Origin of the sequence: Burkholderia ubonensis, from assembly GCF_902833085.1 — a bacterium.
Lineage (GTDB): Bacteria > Pseudomonadota > Gammaproteobacteria > Burkholderiales > Burkholderiaceae > Burkholderia > Burkholderia ubonensis.
Map to the genome: position 1 here is coordinate 179,627 of NZ_CADFEB010000003.1, position 12,172 is coordinate 191,798.

Annotated in this window: 12 protein-coding genes and 1 pseudogene; 9 read left to right on the top strand and 4 right to left on the bottom strand. The window is 62.9% G+C overall.

The genetic code is table 11. The features are described from left to right. Window positions 1-106: 106 nt before the first annotated feature. Together HWX31_RS08680 and HWX31_RS08685 are read left to right on the top strand one after the other, a co-directional pair. Window positions 107-961 (top strand): DJ-1/PfpI family protein, encoded by an 855-nt coding sequence (locus tag HWX31_RS08680; protein ID WP_174959160.1) that lies wholly within the window; start codon window positions 107-109, stop codon window positions 959-961. Window positions 962-1,008: 47 nt separating this feature from the next. Continuing rightward, the gene (locus HWX31_RS08685) at window positions 1,009-1,491 is read left to right on the top strand and encodes a YybH family protein (protein WP_174959158.1); all 483 of its coding nucleotides are present in this window, start codon (window positions 1,009-1,011) and stop codon (window positions 1,489-1,491) included. Window positions 1,492-1,554: 63 nt separating this feature from the next. Here HWX31_RS08685 and HWX31_RS08690 read toward each other — a convergent pair whose 3' ends face one another. Together HWX31_RS08690 and HWX31_RS08695 are read right to left on the bottom strand one after the other, a co-directional pair. Continuing rightward, window positions 1,555-2,502, bottom strand: coding sequence for a GlxA family transcriptional regulator (locus tag HWX31_RS08690; RefSeq protein ID WP_174959347.1), 948 nt, complete (start codon window positions 2,500-2,502; stop codon window positions 1,555-1,557). A gap of 76 nt (window positions 2,503-2,578) precedes the next feature. After that, window positions 2,579-2,720 (bottom strand): annotated as a pseudogene (locus HWX31_RS08695) (IS5/IS1182 family transposase); the annotation flags it as partial. 500 nt (window positions 2,721-3,220) lie between these two features. On the opposite strand from HWX31_RS08695, the gene HWX31_RS08700 reads away from it, so the two are divergent. The 5 genes from HWX31_RS08700 to HWX31_RS08720 all read left to right on the top strand — a co-directional run bounded on the left by HWX31_RS08700 (window position 3,221) and on the right by HWX31_RS08720 (window position 9,097). Further along, window positions 3,221-4,837, top strand: a complete 1,617-nt coding sequence (locus tag HWX31_RS08700; RefSeq protein WP_174959156.1) for a tryptophan halogenase family protein — start codon at window positions 3,221-3,223, stop codon at window positions 4,835-4,837. After that, window positions 4,837-5,922, top strand: a complete 1,086-nt coding sequence (locus HWX31_RS08705; RefSeq protein WP_174959155.1) for a monodechloroaminopyrrolnitrin synthase PrnB family protein — start codon at window positions 4,837-4,839, stop codon at window positions 5,920-5,922. The genes HWX31_RS08700 and HWX31_RS08705 overlap by 1 nt, the downstream gene beginning before the upstream one ends. Before the next feature lie 57 nt (window positions 5,923-5,979). After that, the gene (locus HWX31_RS08710; RefSeq protein ID WP_174959153.1) at window positions 5,980-7,680 is read left to right on the top strand and encodes an NAD(P)/FAD-dependent oxidoreductase; all 1,701 of its coding nucleotides are present in this window, start codon (window positions 5,980-5,982) and stop codon (window positions 7,678-7,680) included. Between the two features lie 24 nt (window positions 7,681-7,704). Further along, entirely contained in the window at window positions 7,705-8,817 is a 1,113-nt protein-coding gene (locus HWX31_RS08715; RefSeq protein WP_174959151.1) for a Rieske 2Fe-2S domain-containing protein, read from the top strand. A 115-nt stretch (window positions 8,818-8,932) separates the two neighbouring features. Further along, window positions 8,933-9,097 carry a hypothetical protein gene (locus HWX31_RS08720; RefSeq protein WP_174959148.1) on the top strand — a complete coding sequence of 55 codons (165 nt, stop codon included), beginning with the start codon at window positions 8,933-8,935 and terminating at the stop codon, window positions 9,095-9,097. Between the two features lie 89 nt (window positions 9,098-9,186). Here the strand turns inward: HWX31_RS08720 and HWX31_RS08725 are convergent, their stop codons facing one another. After that, window positions 9,187-9,447, bottom strand: coding sequence for a hypothetical protein (locus HWX31_RS08725; RefSeq protein WP_174959145.1), 261 nt, complete (start codon window positions 9,445-9,447; stop codon window positions 9,187-9,189). A 428-nt stretch (window positions 9,448-9,875) separates the two neighbouring features. On the opposite strand from HWX31_RS08725, the gene HWX31_RS08730 reads away from it, so the two are divergent. Beyond that, window positions 9,876-10,583, top strand: coding sequence for a hypothetical protein (locus HWX31_RS08730; protein WP_244143688.1), 708 nt, complete (start codon window positions 9,876-9,878; stop codon window positions 10,581-10,583). A gap of 203 nt (window positions 10,584-10,786) precedes the next feature. Here the strand turns inward: HWX31_RS08730 and HWX31_RS08735 are convergent, their stop codons facing one another. Then, window positions 10,787-11,047, bottom strand: coding sequence for a hypothetical protein (locus HWX31_RS08735; protein ID WP_174959139.1), 261 nt, complete (start codon window positions 11,045-11,047; stop codon window positions 10,787-10,789). A 377-nt stretch (window positions 11,048-11,424) separates the two neighbouring features. On the opposite strand from HWX31_RS08735, the gene HWX31_RS08740 reads away from it, so the two are divergent. Then, window positions 11,425-12,162 (top strand): BON domain-containing protein, encoded by a 738-nt coding sequence (locus tag HWX31_RS08740; protein WP_174959136.1) that lies wholly within the window; start codon window positions 11,425-11,427, stop codon window positions 12,160-12,162. Window positions 12,163-12,172 lie beyond the last annotated feature (10 nt).

The following is a 12,172-nucleotide window of genomic DNA, read 5'->3' on the forward strand; positions in this document are numbered from 1 at the left end:
CCACAGCTTGATCTCATGTCCGCCACGCTTTTCGCCGTGGTGTGTTTTCAATCTGGCCAACCTGGTTTCGCTTGCAGAGGAAGCCTAAGTGAAAGGAGAGGTTAACTTGACCGACCATAGAAAAAACAACGCCTCTAGCGAGAAACTCACCCAAGCAGGTCATTCTCGCCGCGATGTTCTCAAGCTTGGAAGCGTCGCCACGCTCGGCGCCGTCATGGGTGGCGGAGCCCTGCTTGGTCACGCCACCCCCGTTTTTGCGCAGGCAGACAGCAAGGGGGAGCTGGCTCCGCGTGATCCCCTCGACATTCTGATCGTGAATTACGACGGAGGCACGCTTCTTGATTTCGCCGGCCCCAGCGAGATTTTTCACCGGCTCCCGAATACGAACGTTCGCTACGCGAGTCTCGATGGGGGCAACGTGACGCTCGAATTCGGGGTCGTCTATGGCAAGACCGAACGGTTGGCCGATATCGAGAAAACCGACCTGATCCTGGTTCCCGGCGGGTCCGATTTGTCGGTGCCGATGCGCCCGGAGTATCAAGCCCAGATCCGGCGTCTGGCTGAAAGCGCCAAACATGTTACGTCGGTTTGCAACGGATCGCTCGTGCTCGCCGCAACGGGCGTTCTCAAAGGCAAGCGAAGTGCCTGTCATTGGGCGTTCGTCAACAAGCTGTCCGAATATGGCGCCATCGCCGTTCCGGATCGCTTCGTAGAGGACGACCACGGCCGGTTCATGAGCGGCGGCGGCGTGACGGCGGGCATCGATTTCGCACTTCGCGTTGCGGCGAAGCTGCGCGGCCGACAGTCTGCCGAATTCACGCAACTCGTGATCGAATATGATCCCGCTCCGCCGTTCCATTCCGGTCATCCGAGAGATGCGCGGCCGGAGGTAATCGCGATGGTCGACAAGGACCTGCCCGGAGCATCCAGAGGTCTTGCACGAATTCCGGGCGTTCGCTGAAACGCTTGCAGCCCTCTTCAATTCAAGCCACGATCGGAAGTCACAAGATGCAACAGATCCGTTTTTGTACTGCTGTTCTTGCAGTCTGCGCCTCCTTTTTGACCTTTGCGGCGCCGGCAACTGCCGGCGGTCTTCAACGTCCGCCCGACGCGGCCATCAAAGCCGAGAACGCGCGATGGGCAGAAGCCTTCGGGCGAGGGGACTACGACGCGATAGGCCGCCTCTATACGAACGATGGCACCCTCTTGCCGCCCGGTGGCGACAAAGTGACGGGGGGCGGCGCGATCGCCGAGTACTTCACCAACGGATATGCCGGATCGGCGCCTCATACCGTATCGTTCAGCAATTACGAGTTCTACGGTAACGATCAGGCCGTGACGGAGGTGTCGGATGCGGAAATCCGCGACCACGGTGGAAGGCTCAAATACCGCGGCAAGCAGATCCTGATCTTCCTGAAACAGGACGGTGCCTGGAAGTTGCATCGAGACATCTGGAATGATTACGCTCCCCTGAAATCCGACGGCAGGTGAGCGTCTGATGGGAAGTCGATAATCGAGTACCGAACAAGGGTGGGCCGATGGGCCGTTCATCGATCAGCTCTTGCCGTTCAATCTGCTCTGGCGTCGGATCGATTGCGGCGGGTGTCCGTGCAATTTGACGAATGCCCGCCGCATCCGCTCCGGATCCGTGAATCCCACGGCTAGCGCAATCTGTTCGATGGGTTCGCTGCCATCCTGCAGGCGCAGCCGCGCAGCTTCGACTCGCAAACGCTCGACCGCCTTGGCAGGCGTTTCACCGGTTTCTCGACGAAATGCCCGTCCAAATTGGCGCGGACTTAATCTCGCCGCATCGGCGAGCCGTTCGACAGGCAGCGCTTCAGCCAGATGTTCTCTGGCGAAGTTCAGAGCGATGCGGATACGATCCGATTCCGGCTCCATTTGCGACATCGCAGAGAATTGGGACTGACCTCCTGGTCGACGATACGGAACGACCAGAAGCCTGGAGACAGCGCGCGCAATTTCCGGTCCCATGTCTCTTTCAATCATGGCGAGCGCCAGGTCGATTCCGGAGGCGATGCCCGCGGACGTCCAAATGCGGCCGTCCGCTATATAGATACTATCGCCCTCGACCTTGGTGAGAGGGAAGCGCGACTGGAATCGAGCCGTGTATAGCCAGTGCGTCGTTGCTCGCCGGCCGTCCAGCAAGCCGGTTTCAGCAAGCAGGAATGCCCCTGTACACACGCTTGCCACCCGCAAGGCTTTGGCACTCAATTTCCTGGCAGCGGCAATGTTCTCCGATGCCTGCATCGGATCTATATCACCGCCCACGAAAATAACGGTGTCGAACGTGCGCCGCCCGATCGGCTTCGTCTCGATCGGAAGGCCCGAATTGCCGAGAATCGGGCCTCCAGGCTGCGAGATGACGTGAAGATCATATGGGGTATGGCCAGCGGCGGTCGCCACTTGATTAAAAGCCGAAATGGGTCCGCCGAGATCAAGAACATCGTGCCCATGGCAGACGAAGAATCCAATTCGATGCATGACGAACCCGTTGGCTGAGACCCTGACAAAGGCGTATTTTACGGAAAAACCTCGAATTGAGCCATTAAAGTTCGTGATCCTTCTCATTGGCCGGTGTCACATGCCGTGCCGGCAACTGCCCGAGAGTATCGACCGCCAGATGCACTTTCGAACCCTTGCGGCGCTTCGCGCCGTCGCAGCCGGCGCGCGCCGGATTCCGGTGTCGATTGCAATGTGCGTCGCGGGGGCAGGTCAAGACTGCCGAAATGCGTCAAGGTTGACATCTTTGCTTCGGAAATAATGACGACTTTATTTCTTTCCTGTGAATTCAGTTGCTCATTTTGAATTTTTATGCGAGCCATAAACTAAAAAGTGGATTTCTTTTTTTAAGAAAGGTGAATGGTTTGCCGGAAAATATTTCTGCGATATTTGCCGGGATTGAGTATTTCTCTGGATCAATTGAGGTTGATATGAAATTTTGCGAGGTGTGCCATCGTGAACACTGCTAAGGTGTATCGGAATGCTGAACGTTGTCCTGGCATCTCGATGCGCTAATCGCGATTGCCGCATCGGCAAGTCAATCTGTTGATGCGGAATCCATGGGGCGGTTGGAAGGTCTTTTCACGGCGAGTTGCCGAACTTCGCTGCGATTCACTATGCCTTTACCGGACGAGTTGCGAGTTCAGCCCGATAAGGCGGCACTATCCATTCAGGTTTTAAATCCTATGGGAAGGGTGTCATGAGCAACCCGATCAAGAATATCGTCATCGTGGGCGGCGGCACCGCGGGCTGGATGGCCGCCTCGTACCTCGTCCGGGCGCTCCAGCAGCACACGAACATTACGCTCATCGAGTCTGCGGCGATCCCCCGGATCGGCGTGGGCGAGGCGACCATCCCGAGTTTGCAGAAGGTGTTCTTCGACTTCCTCGGGATACCTGAGCGTGAGTGGATGCCCCAGGTGAACGGCGCGTTCAAGGCCGCCATCAAGTTCGTGAACTGGAGGAAGTCTCCCGAGCGCTCGCGTGACGATCACTTCTACCATTTGTTCGGCAGCGTGCCGAACTGCGACGGCGTGCCGCTTACCCACTACTGGCTGCGCAAGCGCGAACAGGGCTTCAAGCAGCCGATGGAGTACGCGTGCTACCCGCAGCCCGGGGCGCTCGACGGCAAGCTCGCACCGTGCCTGCCCGACGGCACCCGCCAGATGTCCCACGCGTGGCACTTCGACGCGCACCTGGTGGCCGACTTCCTGAAGCGCTGGGCCGTCGAACGCGGGGTGAAACGGGTGGTCGACGAGGTCGTGGAGGTTCACCTGAACGACCGCGGCTACATCTCCAGCCTGTCCACCAAGGAGGGGCGGACGCTGGAGGCGGATCTGTTCATCGACTGCTCCGGTATGCGGGGGCTCCTGATCAACCAGGCCCTGAAGGAGCCCTTCATCGACATGTCCGACTACCTGCTGTGCGACAGCGCGGTCGCCAGCGCCGTGCCCAACGCCGACGCGCGCGTGGGGGTCGAGCCGTACACCTCCGCGATCGCCATGAATTCGGGATGGACCTGGAAGATTCCGATGCTGGGCCGGTTCGGCAGCGGCTACGTCTTCTCGAGCAAGTTCACCTCGCGCGACCAGGCCACCGCCGACTTCCTCGACCTCTGGGGCCTCTCGGACAAGCAGCCGCTCAACCAGATCAAGTTCCGGGTCGGGCGCAACGGGCGGGCGTGGGTCAACAACTGCGTCGCGATCGGGCTGTCGTCGTGCTTTCTGGAGCCCCTGGAATCGACGGGGATCTACTTCATCTACGCGGCGCTTTACCAGCTCGTGAAGCACTTCCCCGATACCTCGTTCGACCCGCGGTTGACCGACGCATTCAACGCCGAGATCGTCTACATGTTCGACGACTGCCGGGATTTCGTCCAGGCGCACTATTTCACCACGTCGCGCGAAGACACGCCGTTCTGGCTCGCGAACCGGCACGACCTGCGGCTCTCGGACGCCATCAAGGAGAAGGTTCAGCGCTACAAGGCGGGGCTGCCGCTGACCACCACGTCGTTCGACGATTCCACGTACTACGAAACGTTCGACTACGAATTCAGGAACTTCTGGTTGAACGGAAACTACTACTGCATCTTTGCCGGCCTGGGCATGCTGCCCGACCGGTCGCTGCCGCTCTTGCGGCACCGGCCGGAGTCGATCGACAAGGCCGAGGCGATGTTCGCCCGCATCCGGCGTGAGGCCGAGCGTCTGCGGACGAGCCTGCCGACGAACTACGACTACCTGCGGTCGCTGCGCGGGGGCGACGCGGGGCTGTCTCGCAGCCAGCCCGGGCCGACGCTCGCGGCGCCGGAAATCCTGTAGTGGAGCGCACCCTGGACCGGGTAGGCGCATTCGAGGCCACGCACGCCGCGGTGGCGGCCTGCGATCCGCTGCGGGCACGGGCACTCGTTCTGCAACTGCCCGGCCTGAACCGTAAAAGGGACGTGCCCGGCATCGTCGGCCTGTTGCGCGAGTTCCTTCCGGCGCGCGGCGTGCCCACCGGCTGGGGTTTCGTCGAAGCCGCCGCCGCGATGCGGGACATCGGGTTCTTCCTGGGGTCGCTCAAGCGGCACGGACACGAGCCCGCGGACGCGGTGCCCGGGCTCGAGCCGGTGCTGCTCGACCTGGCGCGCGCGACCGACCTGCCGCCGCGCGAGACGCTCCTGCATGTGACGGTCTGGAACCCGGCGGCGGCCGACGCGCAGCGGAGCTATACCGGGCTGCGCGACGAAGCGCACCTGCTCGAGAGCGTGCGCATCTCGATGGCGGCCCTCGAGGCGGCCATCGAGATGACCGTCGAGCTGTACGACGTGCCCCTGCGGTCGCCGGCATTCGCCGAAGGGTGCGACGAGCTGGCGGACTATCTCCACAAAATGGTCGAATCGATCGTTTATGCCTACCGCTATATCTCGGTGCAGGTCTTCTACGACGAGCTTCGCCCCTACTACGAACCGATTCGGGTCGGGGGCCGGAGCTACCTCGGCCCCGGTGCCGTGGAAATGCCTCTCTTCGTGCTGGAGCACGTGCTGTGGGGCTCGCAATCGAACCACCACGCGTATCGAGAATTCAAGGAGACGTACCTGCCCTACGTGCTTCCCGCGTTCAGGGCGATCTACGCCCGGTTCGCCGGGGAGCCGGCGCTCGTCGATCGGGTGCTCGACGAGGCGCAAGCGGCCGGCGCGCGGGGCGAGCCCGTCGGGGCCGGGCTGGCGGCCCTCGACCGGGTCTTCGAGATCCTGCTGCGCTTTCGCGCGCCTCACGTCAAATTGGCGGAGCGGGCGTACGAAGTCGGGCGAAGCGGCCCCACGATCGGCAGCGGGGGGTACGCGCCCAGCATGCTCGGCGATCTACTCACGCTCACGCGTGCCGCGCGGTCCCGCCTCCGCGCCGCGCTCGACGAGCCCTGACACCTGACGCTCGACGCGTGCGGCCATGTGTTCCATTTCACAAGGAGAGTGTGCCCCATGACTCAGAAGAGCCCCGCGAACGGGCGCGACAGCAACCACTTCGACGTGATCATCCTCGGCTCGGGCATGTCCGGCACCCAGATGGGGGCCATCCTGGCCAACCAGCAGTTTCGCGTGCTGATCATCGAGGAGTCGTCGCACCCGCGGTTCACGATCGGCGAATCGTCGATCCCCGAGACGTCGCTCATGAACCGCATCATCGCCGATCGCTACGGCATTCCGGAGCTCGACCGCATCACGTCGTTCTACGCGACGCAGCGTTACGTCGCGTCGAGCACGGGCATCAAGCGCAACTTCGGCTTCGTGTTCCACAAGCCCGGCCAGGAGCACGACCCGAAGGAGTTCACGCAGTGCGTCATTCCCGAGCTGCCGTGGGGTCCGGAGAGCCATTATTACCGGCAAGACGTCGACGCCTACCTGTTGCAAGCCGCCATCAAATACGGCTGCACGGTCCGCCAGAAGACGAACGTGACCGAATACCACGCCGACAAGGACGGCGTCGCGGTGACCACCGCCCAGGGCGAACGGTTCACCGGCCGGTACATGATCGACTGCGGAGGACCCCGCGCGCCGCTCGCGACCAAGTTCAAGCTCCGCGAAGAGCCGTGCCGCTTCAAGACGCACTCGCGCAGCCTCTACACGCACATGCTCGGGGTCAAGCCGTTCGACGACATCTTCAAGGTCAAGGGGCAGCGCTGGCGCTGGCACGAGGGGACCTTGCACCACATGTTCGCGGGCGGCTGGCTCTGGGTGATTCCGTTCAACAACCACCCGCGGTCGACCAACAACCTCGTGAGCGTCGGCCTGCAGCTCGACCCGCGTGTCTACCCGAAAACGGACATCTCCGCGCAGCAGGAATTCGACGAGTTCCTCGCGCGGTTCCCGAGCATCGGGGCGCAGTTCCGGGACGCCGTGCCGGTGCGCGACTGGGTCAAGACCGACCGCCTGCAATTCTCGTCGAACGCCTGCGTCGGCGACCGCTACTGCCTGATGCTGCACGCAAACGGGTTCATCGACCCGCTCTTCTCCCGGGGGCTCGAGAACACCGCGGTGACCATCCACGCGCTCGCGGCGCGCCTCATCAAGGCGCTGCGCGACGACGACTTCTCCCCCGAGCGCTTCGAGTACATCGAGCGCCTGCAGCAGAAGCTTCTGGATCACAACGACGACTTCGTCAGCTGCTGCTACACGGCGTTCTCGGACTTCCGCCTGTGGGACGCGTTCCACCGGCTGTGGGCGGTCGGCACGATCCTCGGGCAGTTCCGGCTCGTGCAGGCCCACGCGAGGTTCCGCGCGTCGCGTGACGAGGGCGACCTCGATCACCTCGACAACGACCCCCCGTACCTCGGATACCTGTGCGCGGACATGGAGGGGTACTACCAGTTGTTCAACGACGCGAAAGCCGAGGTCGAGGCCGTGAGCGCCGGGCGCAAGCCGGCCGGGGAGGCCGCGGCGCGGATTCACGCCCTCATCGACGAACGAGACTTCGCCAGGCCGATGTTCGGCTTCGGATACTGCATCACCGGGGCCAAGCCGCAGCTCAACAACTCGAAGTACAGCCTGCTGCCGGCGATGAAGCTGCTGCACTGGACGCAAACCAGCGCACCGGCGGAGGTGAAAAGGTACTTCGACTACAACCCGATGTTCGCGCTGCTCAAGGCGTACGTCACGACCCGCATCGGCCTGGCGCTGAAGTAGCCGGCCGACACCTGCACGAAAACGATGAACGACGTTCAATTGGATGAAGCGGTCGCCAGGGAGCATCCCCCGGGGGTGTACGACGCGACCACGCGCCTGGCCGCGAGCTGGTATGTCGCGATGCGCTCGGACGACCTCAAGGACAAGCCGACGGAGTTGACGCTCTTCGGCCGTCCGTGCGTGGCATGGCGCGGCGCGACGGGGCGGGCCGTGGTGATGGACCGCCACTGCTCGCACCTCGGCGCGAACCTGGCCGACGGGCAGGTCAAGGACGGGTGCATCCAGTGCCCGTTTCACCACTGGCGGTACGACGAGCAGGGCCAGTGCGTTCACATCCCCGGCCACAGCCCGGCGGTGCGCCGGCTGGAGCCCGTCCCGCGCGGGGCGCGCCAGCCGACGTTGGTCACCACCGAGCGATACGGCTACGTGTGGGTCTGGTACGGCTCCCCGCAGCCGCTGCACCCGCTGCCCGAAATCGCCGCGGCCGACGTCGACAACGGCGACTTCATGCACCTGCACATCGCGTTCGAGACGACGACGGCGGTCTTGCGGATCGTCGAGAACTTCTACGACGCGCAGCACGCGACCCCCGTGCACGCGCTCCCGATCTCGGCCTTCGAGCTCAAGCTCTTCGACGATTGGCGCCCGTGGCCGGAGGTCGAGTCGCTGGCCCGGGCGGGCGCGTGGTTCGGCGCCGGGATCGACTTCACCGTGGACCGGTACTTCGGGCCTCTCGGCATGCTGTCGCGCGCGCTCGGCCTGAGCATGTCGCAGATGAACCTGCACTTCGACGGCTACCCCGGCGGGTGCGTCATGACCGTCGCCCTGGACGGAGACGCCAAATACAAGCTGCTCCAGTGCGTGACGCCGGTGAGCGACGGCAAGAACATCATGCACATGCTCATCTCGATCAAGAAGGTGGGCGGCGTGCTGCGCCGCGCGACCGACTACGTGCTGTTCGGGTTGCAGACCAGACAGGCCGCGGGGTACGACGTCAAAATCTGGAACGGGATGAAGCCGGACGGCGGCGGCGCGTACAGCAAGTACGACAAGCTCGTGCTCAAGTACCGCGCGTTCTACCGGGGCTGGGTCGACCTCGTCGCCGAGGCGACCGCTCGACCGCGCCGCCGCGAGTGAGCGGCGATGCGTGAGTCGGCGGCCCTGGCTGCGTCTTCGAGCAGTTGCAGCCTCGCGCCGTTTCCTCGATCAGCGTGGGCGACCTTCGGCTGGATGAGTGTACGAAGGCGCGTCCATGAAGATGCGCAAAACATCGACTGAATCGGCTGCCGAATCTCGCGTGATGGTACGAACGGCAAGCATAAGAGCCAGGGAAATGACGGATCGCTGCGAATTCCAGATCTGGATTGCCGGCTTCGTTCTTATCCCCGCCAACGGAGAACGCCTTGGCGGGCTTTGACCGCCGCGAGGACAAGCCCGCGGCGGTCGGGGGGCTTCCGTACAACGTTATCGAATACGGCTACCACGGCGACGAAGCAAGGCGAACGCTTACAGGCCCAGCTTCGCGATAACTTCGCCGCCAAGGTTGTTGATCGAATTGGTCACGCTGGCGAGATTCTGGTGCGTCGATGCATCGACCTGCGTGACCGGGGCCGTGATCGTATTGGGGCTGGCGAACGAGAATCCGCTGCCGGCAGCGATATTGTTGATCCCGATGTTCTGGAACACGCTGCCACCGCTGACGGAGGCCATTTCCTTGCGGCTGAGTTCGTGGGTGCGGGACAGGTCGTTGAGCATCAGTGCGGACATGGTAAATCTCCTTGAGTTTGCTTCGGTTGGGGAAAGAGCACGTTTCGTTGCGCTCGCTGCTACGAACGCACAGGACGTGCCAGCCCCGGCTCGTGTGCGCAGCGGAGCATCCAACCTGATGAAAACAAACACGATTCAATCTGCATGCCGCCATTTCACATGGCCCGCCGAGCAGGATCGAAGAACCGCGATGTCTGGTTCTCCCAAACAATTTCGGTGGCAGCTGTTTTCTCTCGCCCAACATGAACGGGGCATGGCGGCCGTACACCGGCCAACTGTAGTACGCTTGCCGTCAACTTGCCCTGATGCTTACGCTGCAGCCGCGAATGCGGGCGGAGCAAATGGCCTCAACGCTGGAAGGTGAAAGGAAGATGTCGCTACGGAAAGGTAGGCATGTTGCGCTGTGGCTTGCGAGCGCTTGCAGTTTCATGGGACTGGCAGGCGCGTTCGTTGCGGACGCATCGGCTGTCGAGCCCGGTGAGTATTTCTACGTCGAAGGCGGCCACGCGCATGGCACGCTCGTCGTGAAGGGAAGCCGGTTCACGATCGATACGATGGGCGCCAACTGCCACACCTGCTCGCTCACGGGCACGCTCAAAGGCAACGTGGGTATGGCGAGTGATGGCGGCGAAACATGCCGCATCTCGATCACGGGCGACCACGGTACGCTGAAGGTCGATTCCGGCGGCGCCGATGCGTGCCGTTCGTCTTGCGGCGCACGCGCGATGTTCGACGGCGCGTATCGGCAGCCGACCGCCGCGTGCACGGACCGCTCGCGTGCTGCGCGACTCACGCAGGCACGCGCTCAGTATGCGAAGAAGCACTACGCGGCGGCCGAAGCGGCATTCACGTCGCTGATCGGAGCGTGCGCGAGTGACATGGACTGGATCGAGATCGATCGCGTGCGTAGCGACCTCGCGCTGACGCAATACCATCTCGGCGCGAGTGCAAAATGCCTCGCGACGCTTTCGCAGACGACGGCGATGCGCAATCACGACGACAGCGACAAGGAGAGCGACGCGTCGTTCGGCCTGCCCCCTTGCGACGCGGAAAACTACCAGTCGACGGGGAAAGCGATCCTGCACAACGCGGCGCTGTGCAAGGCGCCTGTTGCGGCGCGCGGCGGCACGAACTGAGCGTACGCCGGGTCGCGCTGCTGGCGGATCGTCAATAAATCCCCCCGTTGGTGCCGGCTTCGTCTCCGACCATGCAAGAAAGCCCGCCAACCGAGAACGGCCGGCGGGCTTCGAGCGCCGCGAGGACAACCCCGCGGCGGTCTGGAGAGCTTCGGTGCAACGCTATCGAATACGGCTGCCACGGCGACGAAGCAGGGTGGAACTTACAGGCCCAGCTTACCGATGACCTTGCCGCCGAGGTTGTTGATCGTATTGGTCACGCTGGTGAGATCCAGGTGCGTCGATGCATCGACCTGCGTGACCGGAGCCGTAATGGTATTGGGGCTGGCGAACGAGAATCCGCCGCCGGTATCGATGGCGTTGACGCCGAAGTTCTGGAACACGCTGCCACCGCTGACGGCAGCCATTTCCTTGCGGCTGAGTTCGTGGGCACGGGACAGGTCGTTGATCATCAGTGCGGACATGATAAATCTCCTTGAGTTTGCTGCAGTTGGGGAAAGAGCACTTTTCGTCGCGCTCGCAGCAACAAACGCATGGGGCGTGCCAGGGCCGGCTCACGCGCGCATGGGTGTCGTGTAACCTCATGAAAACAAACGAAATTTATTCTTGTTTCCGCCGTTTCGCATGGCCCGCCGGGCAGGATTGAAGAATCACGATGTCTGGTTTTCCCAAACCATTTCCCCGGCGGCTGTTTCCTTCCACCCAACAGGAGAAATGGCGCGTGGCGCCGGCGGCACGGTTTCTATAATTGACGATACAGCGCTCGCCGGGTGCAGCAGGCACCCGTTCAGTCCGGGACCGACGGCGCTGCTTCATTCAACCTTTGCGCGAGGCAGAGATCATGCAACGCAGCGATACGGTCTTGAAGCAGGTGATGGCGGCCTTTGAACACGAATCTCACCTGAAGCTACACCATCATCCCATTCACATGAGTTTTGACGGCCACGCGTTGACCGTGTCGGGCGAGGTGCCGGATATCGCATCGAAGAAGCGCCTGCTCGCGCTGACCCACACGTATGGCGGCGGGATGCCGCTGGTGGATCAGCTCCGCGTGGCGGCCAATCCGCCGATGGGCGACGGCGAGCTGCGCACGCGCATTGGCGAGCGGCTCGCGCAGGCGGTCGATTTTCGCAACTGCGTGATTTGCGCCCGTGTCAAAGGGCAGCTCGAGGTGCTGCGCGGCACCATGGATCAGGCGGGCAACGAGGGCAGCGGCGCGATCGAGGTGACGGTCGAAAACGGCGTCGTGAGGCTGACGGGGCAGGTGATCAGCCTGTCGCACCGGCGCCTTGCAGGCGTGATCGCGTGGTGGACAGGCGGCTGCCGCGATGTGGAGAACCTGCTGGAACTGGTGCCCGCCGAAGCCGACGGCGACGAGGAGATTTCCGAAGTGATGCATCTCGTGCTGGAGACGGACCCCCGGGTGAGGGCCGACCAGATCACCGTCAGCGTGAAGAATCACCAGATCACGCTGGCAGGCTGGGTCGCGACCGATGCGGAACGGCTGATGGCCGAACAGGACGCCTGGTGCCTGGATGCGATCGCGGGTGTCGTGAATCGCATCGAAGTGAGGGCGTGATGCGGCCGCC